Annotated in this window: 17 protein-coding genes and 2 pseudogenes; 11 read left to right on the top strand and 8 right to left on the bottom strand. The window is 69.4% G+C overall.

Annotated features, from left to right (window positions below):
• Window positions 1-68 precede the first annotated feature (68 nt).
• Window positions 69-1,307, top strand: coding sequence for an SLC13 family permease (locus ACFYTS_RS02620; protein ID WP_387300813.1), 1,239 nt, complete (start codon window positions 69-71; stop codon window positions 1,305-1,307).
• Here the strand turns inward: ACFYTS_RS02620 and ACFYTS_RS02615 are convergent.
• Window positions 1,304-2,197, bottom strand: coding sequence for a hypothetical protein (locus ACFYTS_RS02615; RefSeq protein WP_357275395.1), 894 nt, complete (start codon window positions 2,195-2,197; stop codon window positions 1,304-1,306). The genes ACFYTS_RS02620 and ACFYTS_RS02615 overlap by 4 nt on opposite strands.
• Before the next feature lie 109 nt (window positions 2,198-2,306).
• Between ACFYTS_RS02615 and ACFYTS_RS02610 the strand changes: the two genes are divergently transcribed.
• The gene (locus ACFYTS_RS02610; RefSeq protein ID WP_357275397.1) at window positions 2,307-2,741 is read left to right on the top strand and encodes an SRPBCC family protein; all 435 of its coding nucleotides are present in this window, start codon (window positions 2,307-2,309) and stop codon (window positions 2,739-2,741) included.
• On the opposite strand, the gene ACFYTS_RS02605 is transcribed toward ACFYTS_RS02610, so the two are convergent.
• Window positions 2,738-3,094 carry a VOC family protein gene (locus ACFYTS_RS02605; RefSeq protein WP_357275400.1) on the bottom strand — a complete coding sequence of 119 codons (357 nt, stop codon included), beginning with the start codon at window positions 3,092-3,094 and terminating at the stop codon, window positions 2,738-2,740. The two genes, ACFYTS_RS02610 and ACFYTS_RS02605, sit on opposite strands and share 4 nt — an antisense overlap.
• Before the next feature lie 15 nt (window positions 3,095-3,109).
• Entirely contained in the window at window positions 3,110-3,919 is an 810-nt protein-coding gene (locus ACFYTS_RS02600; RefSeq protein ID WP_387300810.1) for a MerR family transcriptional regulator, read from the bottom strand.
• Between the two features lie 101 nt (window positions 3,920-4,020).
• Here ACFYTS_RS02600 and ACFYTS_RS02595 point away from each other — a divergent pair, with 101 nt between their 5' ends.
• The gene (locus ACFYTS_RS02595) at window positions 4,021-4,350 is read left to right on the top strand and encodes a YbaB/EbfC family nucleoid-associated protein (protein WP_357275404.1); all 330 of its coding nucleotides are present in this window, start codon (window positions 4,021-4,023) and stop codon (window positions 4,348-4,350) included.
• 14 nt (window positions 4,351-4,364) lie between these two features.
• Window positions 4,365-4,973 (top strand): recombination mediator RecR, encoded by a 609-nt coding sequence (gene recR, locus ACFYTS_RS02590; RefSeq protein WP_357275406.1) that lies wholly within the window; start codon window positions 4,365-4,367, stop codon window positions 4,971-4,973.
• 37 nt (window positions 4,974-5,010) lie between these two features.
• On the opposite strand, the gene ACFYTS_RS02585 is transcribed toward recR, so the two are convergent.
• The 3 genes from ACFYTS_RS02585 to ACFYTS_RS02575 form a co-directional block, all read right to left on the bottom strand.
• Complete coding sequence (locus ACFYTS_RS02585) at window positions 5,011-5,202, bottom strand: hypothetical protein (RefSeq protein WP_357275408.1); 192 nt, start codon at window positions 5,200-5,202, stop codon at window positions 5,011-5,013.
• Between the two features lie 139 nt (window positions 5,203-5,341).
• On the bottom strand, window positions 5,342-5,983 hold the full coding sequence (locus ACFYTS_RS02580) for a hypothetical protein (protein ID WP_387300807.1): 642 nt from the start codon (window positions 5,981-5,983) through the stop codon (window positions 5,342-5,344).
• A gap of 16 nt (window positions 5,984-5,999) precedes the next feature.
• Window positions 6,000-6,143: a hypothetical protein gene (locus ACFYTS_RS02575; protein ID WP_379103500.1), complete on the bottom strand. Its 144-nt coding sequence runs from the start codon at window positions 6,141-6,143 to the stop codon at window positions 6,000-6,002.
• 192 nt (window positions 6,144-6,335) lie between these two features.
• Here ACFYTS_RS02575 and ACFYTS_RS02570 point away from each other — a divergent pair.
• From ACFYTS_RS02570 to ACFYTS_RS02545, 6 genes and pseudogenes are all read left to right on the top strand, one after another.
• Window positions 6,336-6,509: pseudogene (locus ACFYTS_RS02570) on the top strand (transglutaminase N-terminal domain-containing protein); the annotation flags it as partial.
• Window positions 6,510-6,603: 94 nt separating this feature from the next.
• Window positions 6,604-7,449 (top strand): annotated as a pseudogene (locus ACFYTS_RS02565) (transglutaminase family protein); the annotation flags it as partial.
• 23 nt (window positions 7,450-7,472) lie between these two features.
• Complete coding sequence (locus ACFYTS_RS02560) at window positions 7,473-10,367, top strand: circularly permuted type 2 ATP-grasp protein (protein ID WP_387300805.1); 2,895 nt, start codon at window positions 7,473-7,475, stop codon at window positions 10,365-10,367.
• Window positions 10,367-11,284, top strand: a complete 918-nt coding sequence (locus ACFYTS_RS02555) for a transglutaminase N-terminal domain-containing protein (RefSeq protein WP_387300803.1) — start codon at window positions 10,367-10,369, stop codon at window positions 11,282-11,284. Before ACFYTS_RS02560 ends, ACFYTS_RS02555 begins: the two co-directional genes overlap by 1 nt.
• Before the next feature lie 199 nt (window positions 11,285-11,483).
• The gene (gene leuA / locus ACFYTS_RS02550) at window positions 11,484-13,286 is read left to right on the top strand and encodes a 2-isopropylmalate synthase (protein ID WP_357275419.1); all 1,803 of its coding nucleotides are present in this window, start codon (window positions 11,484-11,486) and stop codon (window positions 13,284-13,286) included.
• Window positions 13,287-13,444: 158 nt separating this feature from the next.
• Window positions 13,445-15,214, top strand: a complete 1,770-nt coding sequence (locus ACFYTS_RS02545) for a MinD/ParA family protein (RefSeq protein WP_387300801.1) — start codon at window positions 13,445-13,447, stop codon at window positions 15,212-15,214.
• A gap of 82 nt (window positions 15,215-15,296) precedes the next feature.
• Here ACFYTS_RS02545 and ACFYTS_RS02540 read toward each other — a convergent pair whose 3' ends face one another.
• On the bottom strand, window positions 15,297-16,286 hold the full coding sequence (locus ACFYTS_RS02540) for an LLM class F420-dependent oxidoreductase (RefSeq protein WP_387300799.1): 990 nt from the start codon (window positions 16,284-16,286) through the stop codon (window positions 15,297-15,299).
• A 71-nt stretch (window positions 16,287-16,357) separates the two neighbouring features.
• Complete coding sequence (locus ACFYTS_RS02535; protein WP_387300797.1) at window positions 16,358-17,251, bottom strand: LysR family transcriptional regulator; 894 nt, start codon at window positions 17,249-17,251, stop codon at window positions 16,358-16,360.
• Window positions 17,252-17,365: 114 nt separating this feature from the next.
• On the opposite strand from ACFYTS_RS02535, the gene ACFYTS_RS02530 reads away from it, so the two are divergent.
• Complete coding sequence (locus ACFYTS_RS02530; RefSeq protein WP_357275426.1) at window positions 17,366-18,343, top strand: EamA family transporter; 978 nt, start codon at window positions 17,366-17,368, stop codon at window positions 18,341-18,343.
• The last annotated feature ends 61 nt before the right edge of the window (window positions 18,344-18,404 follow it).

The following is an 18,404-nucleotide window of genomic DNA, read 5'->3' as shown; positions in this document are numbered from 1 at the left end:
CCAATCGAATTGACCTCTTTCCCAATTCTCAGATCATGCGATGCACCCCGCCCTGCGAGAATTGACCGATGCTCGAAGAGGACTCCGGTTCACCTCCCGCCCGGGCAGACTCGGTCGTGCGGTGGCGACCCGGCGTCCTGGACTCCGTCCGGATCGGATTGCTGCTGGTCGGACTGCTGTGCGTCGCGACCGGTCTGTTGCCGCGGGCCGAGGCGGCGGACAATATGCGGCGGATCGCGCCGCTGCTGTTGTTCCTGGGCAGCGTGATCGTGCTGGCGAATCTGGCGCGGCGGGCCAAGGTGTTCGATGTGATCGCGCACCGGCTGGCGATCATCGCGGGCGGGAACTATGCCGGGTTGTTCCTGCTGTGCGTGCTGTTCGCGTCGGTGACGACGACGGTGCTGAACCTGGACACGACCGCGGTGCTGCTGACACCGGTGATGATCGCGCTGGCCGTCCCCGCGCGGATTCCGCCGCTGCCGCTGGCCATGACCACCCTGTGGCTGGCGAACACGGCGAGTCTGCTGCTGCCGGTGTCGAATCTGACCAATCTGCTGGCCGCGGATCGGGTGGCCCTGGACGCCACCGGGTTCGCGGCCCGCATGTGGCTGCCGCAGTTGCTGTCGATCGCGGTGACCATGGTGTGCCTGTGGTGGTGGTACTGGCGGCGGTCGCAGCGCGGGGCCGAACGGTATGTGGTGCCGGAACCGATCCGGCCCGCGGACCTGCGGGAACGAGTGCTGCTGTACGCGTCCGGGGGCGCGTGCGCGCTGTTCGTGCTGGCGATTCCGTTCGTGGGGGACCGGATCGGGATCGCGGCCACGGTGGCGGCGGCCCTCGCGGTGCTGGCCTTCGCGATCTGTGATCGATCAGCGCTGCGGCCGTCCCTGTTGCCGTGGCAGCTGCTGGTTTTCGTGGCGGGCCTGTTCCTGGTGGTGCCGACGCTGTCGCGGTACGGGCTCTCGACGCTGATGGAGCACCTGATCGGGCAGGACACCAGCGGGCCGGGCGTGTTCCGGGCCGCCGGGGCGGGCGCCGCGCTGTCGAACATCGTGAACAATCTGCCCGCCTACACCGCGGGGGAGGCCGTCGTGCACGGCGGCCGGGATCAGTTGCTGGCGTTGCTGATCGGCGCGAATGTGGGTCCGGTGGTGACGCCGTGGGCCTCCCTGGCCACCCTGCTCTGCCTGGAGTTCTGCCGCACCCACGAGGTGCGGGTGCCCATGCGGCGCTTCGTGCTGACCGGCCTGGTGCTGGCCGTGGCCGCGACCACCGCCGCGACGGCGGGGCTGCTGCTCACCGGCTAGAACGTATTGGCCGGTCGCAGTGCGTATTCCACGATCTCGGTGACATCGTCGTCGGTGTACACGGCGGGCAGCGGTAGCGTCAGCCGCTCCAGCAGCCGCCGCACCTGCGCGATGCTCGGTTCGGCGGGTGGCCGCAGCTCGCTGTCGCGGCCCAGCGGAACGTGGCGGGCCTGCTTGAAACTCAAAGCCAATTCGCGGGTGAGATCGGAGTATTGGGTCTTGCCTCGTTCGAAGAGCAGCGCCGGGGTGTTCGAGCCGCGCTGATTGGTGATGACCACGCTGTCGGACATGTCCCAGCGGTAGGTCGACACCACCGAGGACAGCGCCAGCTCGATGGTCAGCAGCTCGGACTGGGCCCGGTACCAGGAGCAGGCCACCACGGTGGCGAAGGACTGCTTGCGGATCCGGTCGGTGGTCCACGGTCGCCCGGTCGCGTCGCCGCCCGGCTGCAGGGAATTGCGATGCTGCGCCTCGACCTGGCACAGCTGCTCGTCGCTGGGGTCCAGGATCTCGACCCGCAGATTCAGCAGGTGCTGTTCGGCGCGTACCCGGCCCAGGAAGAACGGCAGCGTGGTGGCCCGCAGATAGGTTCCGGTGCCGCCCTTGTAGATCCAGTTGTCGGTGTCGCGTCGGGCCAGCGCGTGCGCCTGATCCACCTCCGCGCCGTAGAGCAGGCGCACCGCGGCCGTCTCGCCGACCAGCCGGGCGATCCGGTTGCGGTCCCGCAGCAGCGTCACCGCGAGCAGGCTCAGCACCAGCAGGATGGCATTGCTCACCGGATCGAGCTTGGTGTTCTTGTCGATGAACTCGACGATCACCGCGGTGATCGCGATCACGATGGCGACCACCGCGTCGATATTGAGCCGGAGCCAGGTAGCGAAGCGTGTCATGGGCGGCGTCCTCCCCCGAGAGATGTCACCCAGGATAGGTGCCGCGTAGCATGACCGAGCGGTAACAGGGCAGAGTGCCGGTCAGCCCGCAATCACTAAGGAGCACATGGTGGGACAGGTCAGCGCCTCCAGTTCGATCGTCGTCGCGGCGGATCCGAAGCGCACCCTCGACGCGATCGCCGACTACGAAACGGTCCGGCCGAAGATCCTCTCCTCGCACTACCGCGACTACAAGGTGGTCGAGGGCGGCCAGGGCGCGGGCACCGTCGCGGAGTGGACGCTGCAGGCCACCGAGAAGCGGTCCCGCAATGTGCGCGCGGCCGTCTCGGTCTCCGATTCCATGGTGACCGAACGGGATTCGAACTCCTCCATGGTCACCGCCTGGACCGTCACCCCCTCGGGCTCCGGCTCGCTGGTCACCGTGCGCACCACCTGGAAGGGTGCGGGCGGCATCGGCGGGATCTTCGAGGGCATCTTCGCGCCCCTCGGCCTGAAGAAGATCCAGGCCGAGGTGCTCGAGAACCTGAAGAAGGAACTGGCCTAGTTCGGCTGATCCTGCGCGATATCGAAGAGGTTGCCCTCGGGGTCGGACAGCGTCGCCCACTTCACGCCGTATTCGTCGAAGTCGGCGAGATGCTTGGCCCCGAGCGCGACCGCCTTCGCGATCTCGGCCTGCTGGTCGGGTGAGTGCAGGTCCAGGTGCACCACGTTCTTGCCCGGGTTCTTGTCGGGCACCTTGATGAACATGAGCGTCGGGGTGGCGGCGCCATTGTCGATGGTGGCGAAGAACTCGGTCGCGCCGTCGTCGACGGGACGTTCGAACAGCTGCGCGTAGAACCCCGCCAGCTCGGCGGCGTTGTCGCAGTCGAAGGTGATGTTCCCGAGGGACAGTGCCATGGTTTTCTCTCCTTTTCAGAGCCGGCCGATCGGCCAGCAGACTTCGGTGCGGTAGTCGGCGGGTTCGGCGTCGCCGGGACCCACCAGGTAGAGCTCGCGCACGGGTTCGGCGAGCGCGGTGTCGTGTTCGGCGACGTGGCTGCCCAGCGCGCCGTAGGTGCGGTCGAATTCGGTGAAGGGGCCCGCGTGCACCGCGATGGCGAAGCGGCGGGCGGGCAGGTCCAGGACGGTTCCGGGGTCGAAGCGGTCCCGGTGCCGGGGTTCGATGGGCACGAAGGTGACCACCTCGCCGCGGTCGTGCTCGAAGAAGGCGGGCGCGTAGGTGGCGCCACCCGGCCCGGCGGGTGCGAGATCGGCCGCGGCCAGGCTGCCGTAGAGCGTCCCGAAGCTGTGGTCGCACCACTGGTCGCAGTCCTCGCGCGCCACCTCGGCGGACATGGCGATCACGGGATGGCTTGTGATGGAACGGTATTCGACGCTGATCCGGTCCGACGGCAGCAGTAGCGCCTTGAGCGAGGCCACCACGTCGCGGGTGCGCACCAGCTCGGCCTCCATCCGCTCGAGGTGCGCGCGGATCGCCGCGTCCCGCGCTACCTGATCCGGGGCGGCCATCACCGCCTTGATCTCCGGCAGCGGCATGTTCAGCTCGCGCAGCCGCTTGATCAGGTGCGCCTGATCCACCTGGGCGGTCGAGTAGAAGCGGTAGCCCGAGCCGGGGTCCACCGCGACCGGCTCCAGCAGCTCGATCTCGTGGTAGTACCGCAGCGTCTTGATGGTCAGGTAGGTGAGCCGGGAGAACTCACCGATCGGAACCGTTGCCGTCATGCTTTCAGCGAACACCCTCCAGCGAGGGGAGAGTCAAGCGAACCGTCGCGTGTCGGCGACTAGGCTGGGGTGCGATCACCATCCCCCAGGAAGGACGCGCCGTGCAGCCCGGTGAAGGTTTCGATTTCCAGCAGTTGATGGCCCAGGCCCAGCAGATGCAGCAGGCGGTGATGGCCGCGCAGCAGGAGATCGCGGAGTCCGAGGTCGAGGGCGAGGCCGGCGGCGGCCTGGTGCGCGCCAAGATCCGCGCCACCGGCGAGGTGCTGTCGCTGACCATCGATCCCAAGGTGGTCGACCCCTCGGATGTGGAGACCCTGCAGGACCTGATCATCGGCGCGCTCAACAACGCCATGGACACCGCGCAGAACCTGGCCGCCGAGCGGCTGGGCCCGCTCGCGGGCGGTCTCGGCGGCGCGCTGCCCGGACTCTGAGCGGGGCTGGGTAGGTGTACGAGGGTCCGGTTCAGGATCTCATCGACGAACTGGGCAAACTGCCCGGTGTCGGCCCGAAGAGCGCGCAGCGCATCGCCTTCCATCTGCTGTCGGTGGAGCCGCCGGAGATCGACCGGCTGCAAGCCGCCCTGCAGAAGGTGCGCGACGGGGTGCGGTTCTGCAACGTTTGCGGCACCGTCTCCGACGGCGAACTGTGCCGTATCTGCGCCGATCCGCGCCGCGATCGCACCATGATCTGCGTGGTCGAGGAGCCCAAGGATGTGCAGGCCATCGAGCGCACCCGCGAATTCCGGGGCCGCTATCACGTGCTCGGCGGCGCACTCGATCCGCTCTCGGGCGTCGGCCCCGATCAGTTGCGTATCCGGGAATTGCTGACCCGCATCGGAAATCAGGATGACGGGGTGGACGTGTCGGAGGTCATCATCGCCACCGACCCGAATACCGAGGGTGAGGCGACGGCCACCTATCTGGTCCGTATGCTGCGCGACTTCCCGGGGCTGAGCGTGACGCGTCTGGCCTCGGGGCTGCCCATGGGCGGCGATCTCGAATTCGCCGATGAATTGACCCTGGGCCGCGCCCTTTCCGGCCGCCGCGCGCTATAGACGGTCCGGGGTTTCGGGGGGAACCCCCGAGAGTCGATCAGGTCCAGGTCGGCGGTGCGGGCAGCGCCGCCGGCTGCGGGCACGGAATGTGCTGCACGTTGCGGGGGATATCGGCGCCGGCGCCGCTGGCGTGTAAAGCCACGGCAATGGCGAAGGTGGCCGCCAAACCCGCCACAAGTGCCAGGCCCTTACGCAAGGTCCCGGTTTTCAGGGACGGGCGTAGCTTCATCTTTCGCTCCTCGCCTCGGTGATAATGCGCCGATCTGGAACACCGCGTGCAATTAGCGAAATGCTAGCTTTCCGTCCGCCCCCCGCAGCACATTCTGGGGGGTTGGAACCGGAAATTGAAATCTTCCCGTTATTTCTGGTCAGAACGTTAGACGCTGCCAGTCCAGGGCATCGAATCCCGAACGATCTCCGGTCGCCCAGCTCCAGATCAGGTCGGCGACAATTCGCGGGTCGTTCGCGGTGGCGGCGAAATGCTTGTCCGGCGAGCCGTCGCGGTATTCGAGGTCGTAATGCCCGTCCGGGTGGCGATAGGTCTGGATATAGACCTGATCGGCGGTTTCCGCGATCAGATAGGGACCGGGCTGGCCCAGCTCCGGAATCCACAGGTCCACCAGTTGTTTTGTCAGGTAAGGAAATTCGCCGGCTCCGCCGTGGGTGACCGCGGCGGCCACTGATCCGGCCGGATCCGCCAGCCACGACAGCTGCGGATCCCACACCGCGTACCCGCGCGGCGTGCCCAGCTCGAACAGCAGCGAGCGGGTGTGCCCGATGGCGTCGTACTGGGTGGACACGAACAGCGCGTCGCCGAGCACGCCGTCGGCGGCGGGCGCGCCCAGGAAGCTGTCGACCTCGGGCAGCTCCGCATTGCGTTTGTCCAGCTCGGCCGCGATCTCGGTGATCGCCTCACCGGCCGGGCGGCCCTCCTGGCCGGTCAGGTGGTCGTCCACCTCGGCGGGGGAGGACGCGACGCCGGAGGGCAGCAGAACGAGGTCGTAGCTCACCCGGCCAGGCTAGTGGCTAGCCCGCGCGAGTCCGCCGCCCGGTCTCCGCGCAGGCGCAGCCGCCCGCCGCGTCGCCGCAGTCGGCCACGAACAGGTGCCGGGCCCGATCGGTGTCGAAGCATTCGGATTCGGTGCATTCCACCGGACCCGCGGCGTGCACGATCAATGTCCCGTGACAGTGATCGAGGGCCGATTCGCATAGTGAGCAACCCGCAGGATGCACCGCAACCTCCTTCAGCCGTTCCTATGGTGATAACACTCGCCACCGACAAGCGCGGGAGGACACCGCGTGTCGTCCGAACTGTCGGAAGAACTCCCGCGTGCCGGGGGTCCGCCGTGGTGAACTGGACGGATGGGGATCAAGGTTTCCCTCGAACACCGCACCACCTATTCCTTCGACCGCCCCGTGCGCGTCCACCCGCACGTGGTCCGGCTACGCCCCGCCCCGCACACCCGCACCGCCATCGAGGCGTACTCGATGCGGGTGACGCCGGGAAACCACTGGGTGAACTGGCAGCAGGACGCGTTCGTGCGCGAGACCGCCTGGCCCCGCGTCGTTTTCGAATTGGCCCAGGACGTCCCGTCTCTGGACGGCCCCTCGGGCCCGCCCGCCGACTTCACCGACCTGCACGCTGGCCATGGTGCAGTCGCTGCTGGTGCGGGCGCTGGTACTGCGGTTCTGGGAGCATCCGTACACGGCCCCGCTCATCCGGCACGGAGCGAATCTGCACGGACGCTATCTGCTGCCGCATTTCCTGCAGGCCGATATCGCTGATGTGGCGGCCGATCTGCGGGCGCGCGGTATCGAATTCGAGACCAGTTGGCTCGATCCGTTCTCGGAGTTTCGTTTTCCCCGCTTCGGCACGGTGGTACTCGGGGATATGGAAGTGGAACTGCGCGGGGCGATCGAACCGTGGAACACCCTGGGTGAACAGACCACCGCGTCCGGGACCGCCCGGTACGTGGACTCGTCGGTGGAGCGGCTGCAGGTGCGGGTCACCGGCGCCGACCGGGACCGATACGTGGTGACCTGCAATGGCTTCCCGCTGCCGCTGGTCCCGGCCGGACGGGCGGACGTGCAGGTGGCGGGCGTGCGGTATCGGGCCTGGCAGCCGCCGGAATCCCTGCACCCCACCCTCACCGTGGACGCGCCCCTGGTTTTCGACGTGCTCGACCTGGAGACGGGACTGTCGCGCGGCGGCTGCACCTATCACGTGAGCCATCCCGGCGGCATGTTCTACGCCGGGCCGCCGGTGAACGCGGTGGTGGCGCAATCGCGGCGCAACCGGCGCTTCGAATCCACCGGGCACACTCCGGGTCCGGTCGATCTGGCCGACGTGCGTGCCAAAATGGCCATACAGGCGACGGACGTGGGCGCGCCCGGAATACTCGATCTGCGCCGGGCGCGGACCGTGTGGGGCACGGCCGGCGGTCCGCGGGCCCACCCGAACGTCGGCGATCGATAGGCATACCCGGGGAAGTGGTTGCGGTGACAGTGCTCGACGCGGTGCCGCCCGGAGATGCCACGCCGGGAGAACCCGACCGGTGGACCGCCCTGTCCGCGCGCCGGGAAGTGCTCGAGGAATTCGCGAAGTACCGCGCCGCCGCGGCCGACACCGGCGCGCGCGACGCCTTCGGCCTCGCCACCGGCGGTTACTACGACGAACTCGCCGACCGGGACGGCCGTCTGCGCGGGATGTGGGCCGACCTGTCCGCGGATGTCCTGGACCAGGGCCGGGAGGGGCTGCGCCGCATCGACACCCGGGTCCGGCGGCTGGTCGAGGACGACGGCATCACCTACACCGAACTGACCGCCTCCGCCGAACCCGCCACCCCCTCGCTGTGGCGGCTGGACCCGATCCCGCTGCTGCTCTCCGACACCGAATGGGCGGCCCTGGAATCCGGCGTGGTGCAACGCTCCCGACTGCTGGATGCCGTGCTCGCCGACGTCTACGGCCCGCGCCGCACCCTCATCGAGGGCCTGCTGCCGCCGCAGCTGGTCTTCGCGAACCGGGGGTATGTCCGTGCCGCGCACGGCATCTCGCTGCCGGGACGGCATCAACTGTTCCTGCACGCCTGCGATGTCAGCCGCTGGAGCGACGGCGGCTTCCGGGCGCTGGCCGACTGGGCGCAGGCCCCGTCCGGCGCGGGCTACGCGCTGGCCGACCGCCGCGTCGTGTCCGCCGCCATCCCCGAGGCGTTCGAACTGGCCGGCCCGCGCCCGCTCACCCCGTTCGTGCGGGCCATGCGGCTGATGCTCATCGAGGCCGCGCCCCGTGCCGCCGACGAGGACCCCGTGGTTGTGGTGCTGAGCCCCGGCGTGCACTCCGAAACCGCCTTCGATCAGGCGTATCTGGCGTCGGTGCTGGGCTTCCCGCTGGTCGAGAGCGCCGACCTGGTGGTCCGCGAGGGCCGCCTGTGGATGCGATCACTGGGCACCCTGAAACGGGTCGACGTGGTGCTGCGCCGGGTGGACGCAGAATTCTCCGATCCGCTGGACCTGCGCGCGGATTCGCGGCTGGGCGTGGTCGGGCTGGTGGAAGTGCTGCGCCGCGGGGCGGTCACGGTCGTCAACACCCTGGGCAGCGGACTGCTGGAGAATCCGGGACTGGCCCCCTTCCTGCCCCGGCTGTCGCGACGACTCCTGGACGAGGAACTTACCCTTCCGGGTGTCGAATCCTATTGGGGTGGTGATGATTCCGAACGCTCCCACCTGACCGCCAACCTGCACCGGCTGATCCTGCGCTCCACCGTCGACGACGCCACCGTTTTCGGGCCTGTCCTCACCGCCGCCCAGCGCGCGCAGTGGCGGGCCCGGGTGGAGGCCGAGGGCTGGAAATGGGTGGGGCAGGAACCCGCCCGGTTCTCCGTCGCCCCGGCGGTGGATGGCTCGGGCGGACTGGTCGCCGCACCCGTCGCGGTCCGGTTGTTCTCGCTGGCCGGACGGGTCGGATACCGCGTCATGCAAGGCGGATTGGGGCAGCTGCATCAGCGCGGGGGTCCCGGCGGCATGGTGGGGGAGGCCGCCGCCAAGGACGTCTGGGTGCGGGCCACGCCCGCGGAGGTCCCGGCCGTGCCCGCGGTCGAGGTGCCGGAGGAGCGTGAACGCCCGGTGGTGGCCGTCGCCCCCGTCGATGTGGTCAGCTCGCCGCGCGTCCTCGACGATTTGTTCTGGCTGGGCCGCTACCGCGAACGCGCCGAGGTCACCGTGCGCCTGCTCGCCGCCATTCACGACCGGCACCAGGACTACCGCTATCGTCCCTGGATGCAAGGCGCGGAGGCCATGCCGATCCTGATGGCGGCGCTGGCCCGCATGACCGGTACCGCGCTGCCCGCGCCAACCCGAGTCGTCGTCAAACCGGTGCCGGTGCACGAGGATTCGACCGATCGCTCCGGCAGGCGGCGTCCCGGGGCGTCGAAGTCGCGAGCGCGTCCGGGGGCGTCACCGCGATCCGCCGGGCAGCCCGGACCGGAATCTCCCGGACAGTCGCAGTCCCTGCCCGCGCCCGTGGGCGCAGCGCAGATCTCCGGTCGCCGCGAGTACTCCGACGAACCGACCGTCCCGATCGCTCTGCCCGGCGCGTCCCGCCGCGATCACGACTACCTGGTCTCGCTCACCGTCGGCCGTGATGTCACCGGTTCGGTGGCCTTCTCCGTGGAGCGCTACGCCAAGGCCGCCCGCGCCGTCCGCGATCAACTCTCGCCCGACACCTGGATGGTGCTGGGCTCCCTGGACCGCGCCCTGTCGGAATACCGTGACGCACTGGGTGATCGGGGCGCGGCCCTGTCCACCGTGCACTCCCGCGTCCTGTCCGCGCTGCTGTCGCTGACCGGCATCGATGCCGAGTCCACGGTGCGTGACACCGGCTGGCGCGTCATGGACATCGGCCGCCGCCTGGAACGCGCTCTCGCGCTGGCGGCGCTGATGAGCTCCGCGCTCACCGGCGACCATCCGCCCGAGGCCGGGCGAGTGGTCACCGACGCCGTTCTCCAGGCCACCGTCTCCGCGGTGAGTTACCGCCGCCGCCATCGCGATTCGGTCCGCATCGCCGCCGTCGCGGGCCTGCTGCTGTTCGACGAGCACAATCCGCGCTCGCTGGCCTACCAGCTGCAACGCCTGGACGACGATTTCCAGGCGCTACCCGGCGCCTCCGGATCCGCTCGCCCGCAACGACTCCTGGCCGACGCCCGGCGCATGCTGCGCCGCGTCGATCCGGCCGACCTGGAGGCGGTCGACGCCGAAGGGCGTCGCGCCGAGCTGGCCGAGCTGCTCGACGGCGTCCACCTGCGGCTGCGCAAGCTCTCCGAATCCTTCGAGGCCACCCGGCTGTCGGTGCCCTCGGAGATCCAGCCGCTGTGGGGCACCGCCCAGGTGGTGGGCTGATGCGCCGCTACCGGGTGCTGCACCGCACCGTCTACGAGTACTCCGACGTGGTCAGCAGTTCCTACGGCCGCGCGTATCTCACCCCGCGCGAGTTCCCGGGTCAGCGCCTGCTCGCCCATGACACGCGGGTGGATCCGGTGCCGTCGGACCGGTCGGTCGGCGCGGACGTGTACGGCAACACCACCCTCTATTTCCACGTCACCGCCGGGCACCGCCGCCTCGAGGTCACCGGCGAATCCCTGGTCGAGGTCGCCGCGCCCGCCGTCCCCGCCGCGCAACCACCCTGGGAGCAAGCCCGCCCCGGCGCCGGAAACGGCCCGCTCGCGGTCGAATTCACCCTGGACCTGACCCCGCCCGAGATCACCCCCGAGGTGGCCGCCTACGCCGCCGAGTCGTTCCCGCCCGGCCGTCCCCTGCTGGACGCGGTCCGAGAACTGACCACCCGCATCCACACCGACTTCGCCTACCAATCCGGCTCCACCACGGTCAGCACCAGCGTCGCCGACGTCTTCGCCGAACGCCACGGCGTCTGCCAGGACTTCGCCCGCCTCGGCATCGCCTGCCTGCGCTCCCAGGGCCTGGCCGCCCGCTACGTCTCCGGCTACCTCTCCACCGACCCGCCCCCGGGCAAGGAACGGATGGTCGGCGCGGACGCCACCCACGCCTGGGCCGACGTCTGGCTGCCGGGCGGCGCGGGTCAGTGGATCGGCTTCGACCCGACCAACGACCAATTCGCCGACGACCGCTATGTCACCGTGGCCTGGGGCCGCGACTACGCCGACGTCCCCCCGCTGCGCGGCATCATCTATACCGACGCCCGCGAATCCACCATTACCGTCTCGGTCGACGTCGCCCCGGTCACGCCGGATGTCGCCCCCATCTCGCCCGATGTCGGCCCGCCCCCGGCCCCGGAGTGACACACTCGATGATGTGGCCCCCGCCTCCCCTGCTTCCAGGCGTCTATCGCACCCCTGTAAACTCGTGATCATCATGCAGCGGGCACTTCTCCTCAGCCGCCGCGACGGGGTCTGATTCGGACCGGCTCCCGCCGCGGGGATTTGCCGTGCCGGTCTACCCAATAACTGGGATCCAGCCACACCTCGGAGATAAATCGCCATGTCACCCGCTGATGCTTTCGTTTCCGGTACGCGCATCATCACCGCGCCGTCCAAGCCCGCGCCCGCTGACCAGCCGGCCTGGAACAAGCAGAAGAACTCCTCCATGCCGGTATTCCGGTACCGGCCCTTCGCCGAGGAGGTCGAGCCCGTCGAGCTGCCCGACCGCACCTGGCCGGACAAGATCATCGACCGCGCGCCCGGCTGGTGTGCCGTCGACCTGCGCGACGGCAACCAGGCCCTGATCGACCCGATGAGCCCCGCCCGCAAGCGCCGCATGTTCGACCTGCTGGTGCGCATGGGTTACAAGGAGATCGAGGTCGGCTTCCCGTCCGCCTCGCAGACCGACTTCGACTTCGTCCGCGAGATCATCGAGGACGGCGCGGTACCGGACGACGTCACCATCCAGGTGCTGACCCAGTCCCGCCCGGAACTGATCGAGCGCACCTTCGAGGCCTGCGCCGGCGCCCCGAACGTGATCGTCCACTTCTACAACTCGACCTCGATCCTGCAGCGCCGTGTGGTCTTCCGCGCGGACCGCGACACGGTCAAGAAGATCGCCACCGACGCGGCCGCGCTGTGCCTGGAGGTGGAGAAGCGGTACCCGGACACCAACTGGCGCTACGAGTACAGCCCCGAGTCCTACACCGGCACCGAGCTGGACTACGCCCGTGAGGTCTGCGACGCGGTCTCCGAGATCATCGCGCCGACTCCCGAGAAGCCGCTGATCATCAACCTGCCCGCGACGGTGGAGATGGCGACGCCCAACGTCTACGCCGACTCCATCGAGTGGATGCACCGCAACCTGGCTCGCCGCGACTCCATTCTGCTGTCGCTGCACCCGCACAACGACCGCGGCACCGCCGTGGCCGCCGCCGAACTGGGCTACCAGGCCGGCGCGGACCGCATCGAGGGCTGCCTGTTCGGCAATGGCGAGCGCACCGGCAATGTCTGCCTGGTCACGCTGGGCATGAACATGTTCTCCCGCGGCGTGGACCCGCAGATCGACTTCTCGAACATCGACGAGATCCGCCGCACGGTCGAATACTGCAACCAGCTGCCCGTCGCCGAGCGCCACCCCTACGGCGGTGACCTGGTCTACACCGCTTTCTCCGGTTCGCACCAGGACGCCATCAACAAGGGCCTGGACGCCATGAAGGCCGCCGCCGACGCGCAGGGCGCGGACGTCGACGACATCGTGTGGGAGGTTCCGTACCTGCCCATCGACCCGAAGGACGTCGGCCGCACCTACGAGGCCGTGATCCGGGTGAACTCGCAGTCCGGCAAGGGCGGCGTCGCCTACATCATGAAGACCGATCACGGGCTGGTGCTGCCGCGCCGTCTGCAGATCGAGTTCTCGCAGGCCGTGCAGCGGATCACCGACGGCGAGGGCGGCGAGGTCACCCCGAAGGAGATGTGGGACGTCTTCTCCGAGGAGTACCTGACCCCGATCCTGCCGCTGGAGCGCATGCGCCAGAAGGTGACCGCGTCCGAGACCGACGGCGGCGTCGACCACATCGAGGCCGTGGTCAAGATCGACGGTGTCGAGCACGCCATCACCGGTGAGGGCAACGGCCCGCTGGCCGCCTTCGTCGACGCGCTGGCCACCATCGACTACGACGTGCGGGTGCTGGACTACAGCGAGCACGCCATGTCCTCCGGCGACGACGCCCAGGCCGCGGCCTACGTCGAATGCGCCATCGGCGATCAGGTCACCTGGGGCGTCGGCATCGCCACCTCGATCACGACCGCCTCGCTGCGCGCGGTGGTCTCCGCGGTCAACCGCGCTGCCCGGAAGGCCTGAGTGGCCTGAGCCTTGAGGCTGAGAGAAAACGCAGGTAGGAGAGCCCGTCTCGACTTCGTCGAGGCGGGCTCGCCGCGTCCGGGGGGGTCAACAATGCTAGCGTTGGGTCGCAATAGCGCCGAGCTCTCTGTTCGAGCTGTCGAGCAGATGGGGGACACGTGACTACGAAAGATCAGAATTCGACCTCGAAGCCGATCGTGGCGGAGGACGTCGAAGACATCCTCGACGAGGTGGAAGCGGGTGGGCCCGCCGAGGCGAAGGAATCCGATTCCGAGGAGCAGGCGGCCGGATTCTTTCCGCCGGTACCGGATTCGATCGACCAGACCGTGGTGTATCCCGGCAATGGCGGACCCTTCCCGGGACCCCAGGGGCCGGGCGGCCACAATCCCTTCGCGGCCGACGGCCACAATCCGTTCCCTCCGGGTGGGCCCGGACCGTACGGCCCGCCGGGATTCCCGCCCGCCGGTGGCTTCCCGCCGCCCGATGCCGGGCAGTTCGCCCCGCCGCCGAATCCCGTTGTGCCGGGCGGTTTTCCGCCGATCGGCGAAGTGCGTGAGCAGACGCCCTACGGTGAGGTCCGGCAGGAGATCGGCAGCGACGGCATGGTGCGCCGAGTGTTCCCCGAGCAGCAGCCGGGTGAACCGGGGGAGCCGGGGCACTTCGGCGGTCCCGGCCACCCGGGGCAGTTCGCGCCCTCCAACGATCAGCCGGGCGGGCCGATCTACAGCTGGTCGCCGCCCCCGGCCGCGCCGCCGCAGCAGCCGCAGCCGCAGGTCGGTTTCCAGCCGGGCTGGAACGCCCAGCAGCAGCAGGGGATTCCGCCGCAGCAGGGCTCGTTCGGGCAGCAGTACGGTCAGCAGCCGCCGCCGCCCGGACATTCGGTCAATGACCTCAATCTCTTGAAGCGCGCCCGCCGCGCGCCGGGCAGCGGCTGGCGGCGCGCCGTGCACAAGGCTTCCGGCGGCGTCATCAATCCGGGCGAGTCGGCCGCGGACGTGGTGTACCGGCAGCTGGTGGACCGGGTCAACCAGCCGGTGCGCGGGGACTACCGGATCGCCATCCTGTCGCTCAAGGGCGGCGTCGGAAAGACCACCACCACTGTCGGTTTGGGCTCCACCTTCGCGTCGCTGCGCGGTGACCGGGTGATCGCCATCGACGCCAACCCCGACCTCGGGACGCTCGCGCACCGGGTGCCGCGGCAGACCCGATCCACGGTGCGAAACCTGCTGGAGGATGGGCACATCAGCCGGTACTCCGATGTGCGGGCGCACACCTCGCAGGCCCCGAGCCGACTGGAAGTGCTGGCCTCCGAACAGGATCCGGCCGTGTCGGAGGCGTTCTCGGAGGCGGACTACCGCAAGGCCATCGGCATCCTGCAGCAGTTCTACAACATCATCCTGACCGACTGCGGCACCGGTCTGATGCACTCGGCCATGTCCGGCGTACTGGATATGGCGAGCTCGCTGGTGCTGGTCACCTCCCCGGCCATCGACGGCGCGCGCAGCGCCTCGGCCACCCTGGACTGGCTCGACCACCACGGCTACCACAAGCTGGTGGAGCGAACCGTGGTGGTGGTCAACGCCTCTCGCAAGGGCTCCTCGACCGTGGACCTGGACCAGCTGCGCAAGCTGTTCCTGGATCGCACCCGGGCCGTGCAGGTCGTCCCGTTCGACGACCACCTGGCCGAGGGCGCGGAGATCGACCTCGAACTGGTCGGCAAGCCCACCCGCCGGGCGCTGCTGGAACTGGCCGCCATGGTGGCCGACGACTTCGGCTATCAGGCTGCCGCGCAAGGCTTCCCGCCCCAGCCGGGTGGATTCCCGCCGCAGGGTGGATTCCTGCCGCCGCAGGGCGGTATGCCCCCGCAGCAGGGTGGGATGCCGCCGCAGGGTGGTTTCCAGCCGGGCGGCTTCCCGCCACAGGGCTGAGCTCCGGCGGGATTCGACGAACGAAAAACCCTGCGGTTCAACAGAACCGCGGGGTTTCGTCCGTCCGGTGCCGTGTGGTGATTCAGCCCTGGACCAGGGGGGAGAGCGCGCGCCCGGCCAGTTCGACCGTGCCCGCCTCGTGCCCGTTGGTGACCAGGTTGACGATGATGCCGTCGATGCCGTGATCGAGGACCCGCGACTGGATCTGCTCGGCCACTTCGTCGGGGGTGCCGACGAATTGGCGATCGGCCGGGGAGTTGCGCAGCGCCTCGTTGGGCAGCGCGCCCAGGTCGGTGATGCCGATGCGGGCCAGCATCTCGGCCTGGGTCTTGCGGGCGCGATCGCCGTCCTCGTCGACGATGACGAAGGCCAGGAAGCTGGTCTCCAGGGTCTTCGGGTCGCGGCCCGCCTCGTCCAGGCGGGCGTGCAGGGCGTCCAGCTTGCGGGGCAGCTCGGAGGCATTGCAGATGATGTTGAGGTGGTCGGCGAACCGGGCCGCCAGCCCGAAGGTCTTCTTCTCGCCGCCGCCGCCCAGCAGGATCGGCAGGTCGTCGCGCACCCGCGGCTCGTTCATGGCGTTGTTGGTCCGGTACCACTTGCCGTCGAAGGTGGAGTGCTCGCCGCGCAGCATCGGCGTGATGATCTCCAGGGCCTCCTCGAGCTTCTCGAAGCGCTCGGTGAAGGTGCCGAAATCGAAGCCGTAGGCCTGGTGTTCGAGCTCGAACCAGCCCGCGCCGATGCCGAGCACGGCCCGCCCCCGGCTCACCACGTCCAGGGTGGTGACGGTCTTGGCGGTGAGCGCCGGGTTGCGGTAGGTGTTGCCGGTCACCAAGGCGGACAACTGGATTCGCTCAGTCGAGGCCGCGAGACCGGACAGCGCGGCGTACGCCTCCAGCATCGGTTCCTCGGGCGCTCCGAGGAGCGGCAACTGGTAGAAGTGGTCCATCACGAAGGCCGCGTCGAAGCCCGCCGCCTCGGCCTCGCGCGCCTGCGCCACCACCGCCGGGAAGAGGTCCCGGGGCGCGACCCCGTAGCTGAAGTTCGGCATCTGATACCCGAGTCGAATGCTCATGAGCGCCACGGTAGGACTTGGAGCGCACTCCAAGTCAACTGCTGACATTCCATCCGGCCGCCCGGCGCGGGTCAGGTGGTGGCGTGCCGGGCGGCGGCCTGGAAGGCGGCGATCACCATGGCGACGGCGGGCCGCTGCTCGGCGTGCGGGCGGGTGGCCAGATCGTAGACGCGGGCGGCGCGCACCCCGGCCAGGCGCAGCATCACCAGGTGCGGGTGGCGGACCGCGTAGCGGGGCATGAGGGCGACGCCGTACCCGGTGGCCACCAGCGCCTCGATCACGCTGAACTCGTTGAGCCGCTGTGCGATCCGCGGTTGCACGCCGGTCACGGTGGCGATGGAGCGCAGCACGTCGTCGACCGGGAAGCCGGTGCGCACGCTGATCCAGGTCTCGTCGGCGAGTTCCGCGGGCACCACCGCGCCCTGCCGGGCCAGCCGGTGGTCGGGCGCGACCACCACGTCGATGGGCTCGCGCATCAAGACCCGCGACGCCACCCGCGGCCCGGCGAGCGACGGCGCGCGCTCGTCACGGTGGGTCAGCACCACGTCGTAATCGGCCAGCAATCCCGGCACCTCGCTGGGCGGCACGTCCTCGTCGCTGGCCACCACGTCCACGCCGCCGCCCGCCAGTTCGGCCAGCACGTGCGGCAGCAACAGTGCGGCCCCGGACGGGAAGAGCGCCACCCGGACCCGCCCGCGCGGCGATCCGCGGTACTCGGCCATCTCGGTGACCGCGCGTTCCATGGCCGCGAGCACCTCGTCCGCGCGCACGACCAGTGCTCGACCGGCATCGGTGAGCCGCACCCGCCGGCCGTCCGGCTCGAGCAACGGCACCCCGGCCTCGCGTGCCAGCACCTTCAGTTGCTGGGAGACCGCGGACGGGGTCATGGACAGGGCTTCGGCGACCGCGGCAACCGTTCCGCGATCGGCCAGTTCCCGCAGCACCCGCAGCCGTTCGAGCGACATCAAGGGCCCGTCGGGGCGGGGTGGTTCGGGGGGCGGCACAGTTAAGTTTTACTACATCGTGAGTACAGAATTATTCGATTGTCCTTACTTATTAGCCCCAGCAATATTCTCGGCATGACCAATCGCGATCGACTGCTCGGACTCGCCGTCGTGGTGCTGTGGGGCCTGAACTTCCTCGCCATCCACGTCGGGCTGGAGCACTTCCCGCCGTTCTTCTTCGCGGGACTGCGGTTCGCCGTCATCGCGATTCCGGTGCTGCTGTTCGTGCCGCGGCCCCGGGTGGCGTGGAAGTGGTTGCTGCTCTACGGGATCGGGTTCGGGATCCTGCAGTTCGCCTTCCTGTTCACGGCCCTGCGGACGGGGATGCCGACCGGGCTGTCCTCGCTGGTGCTGCAGTCGTCCGCGCCGTTCACGGTGCTGCTGGGCGCGGTGTTCCTGCGGGAACGGCTGCGGGGGGTCCAGTTGGCGGGGATCGCGGTGGCCATGGCGGGAATGGCGGTGATCGGCTGGGATCGGGCGCACCACGCGGCCCTGTTGCCCCTGCTGCTGACGCTGCTGGGCGGATTGGGCTGGGCCTTCGGCAATATCGGGTCCCGGCTGGCCGCGGCCTCGTCGGAGGACGTGAATCCGCTGCACCTCACGCTGTGGATGGCCGTGGTGCCGCCGATCCCCATGTTCGCGCTGTCCGCGCTCACCGAGGGGCCGACCACCGGCTGGAACGACCTGATCGCGTCGTTCTCGGCGACCGGGTGGCCCGCGTTCGCGGCCCTGGCCTACATCGTGGCGCTGGGCACCATCGCGGGTTCGGGTCTGTGGACGTATCTGATGAGCCGCTACCCGGCGAGCACGGTGGCGCCGCTGTCGCTGGCCGTACCGGTGGTGGGGATCGCCGCCTCGTGGGCCTTCCTGCACGAGGCGCCGTCGGCATTGTCGCTGGTCGGGGCGGTGATCGTGATCGCCGGCGCGTTCACCGCGACCTCGGCGGGCCGCCGGGTCCCGGCGGTCGGGGTGGAAGCCGCCACGCCCGGGACAATTCGACACGCCCAGCCGACACACCGCCAAATTCAGGACCCTGCGCTCGTCGAGGCCTAGCTGAGCAGTCTTGTTAATTGTTGTTCGACCAAATTCCGTACCTTCGGGATGAAAATTTCCA

Origin of the sequence: Nocardia sp. NPDC004151, from assembly GCF_042874235.1 — a bacterium.
Lineage (GTDB): Bacteria > Actinomycetota > Actinomycetes > Mycobacteriales > Mycobacteriaceae > Nocardia.
The sequence above is the reverse complement of the archived record's forward strand: the minus strand, read 5'-3'. Positions and strand labels throughout refer to the sequence as shown.

Bases quoted from the DNA above. Each gene is read 5' to 3' on its own strand.
- leuA (WP_357275419.1), top strand. From the start codon at position 11,484: ATGTCACCCGCTGATGCTTTCGTTTCCGGTACGCGCATCATCACCGCG.
- ACFYTS_RS02615 (WP_357275395.1), bottom strand. From the start codon at position 2,197: ATGACACGCTTCGCTACCTGGCTCCGGCTCAATATCGACGCGGTGGTC.
- ACFYTS_RS02600 (WP_387300810.1), bottom strand. From the start codon at position 3,919: ATGACGGCAACGGTTCCGATCGGTGAGTTCTCCCGGCTCACCTACCTG.
- ACFYTS_RS02620 (WP_387300813.1), top strand. From the start codon at position 69: ATGCTCGAAGAGGACTCCGGTTCACCTCCCGCCCGGGCAGACTCGGTC.
- ACFYTS_RS02535 (WP_387300797.1), bottom strand. From the start codon at position 17,251: ATGTCGCTCGAACGGCTGCGGGTGCTGCGGGAACTGGCCGATCGCGGA.
- ACFYTS_RS02555 (WP_387300803.1), top strand. From the start codon at position 10,367: ATGCGCCGCTACCGGGTGCTGCACCGCACCGTCTACGAGTACTCCGAC.
- ACFYTS_RS02585 (WP_357275408.1), bottom strand. From the start codon at position 5,202: ATGAAGCTACGCCCGTCCCTGAAAACCGGGACCTTGCGTAAGGGCCTG.
- ACFYTS_RS02530 (WP_357275426.1), top strand. From the start codon at position 17,366: ATGACCAATCGCGATCGACTGCTCGGACTCGCCGTCGTGGTGCTGTGG.
- ACFYTS_RS02540 (WP_387300799.1), bottom strand. From the start codon at position 16,286: ATGAGCATTCGACTCGGGTATCAGATGCCGAACTTCAGCTACGGGGTC.
- ACFYTS_RS02605 (WP_357275400.1), bottom strand. From the start codon at position 3,094: ATGGCACTGTCCCTCGGGAACATCACCTTCGACTGCGACAACGCCGCC.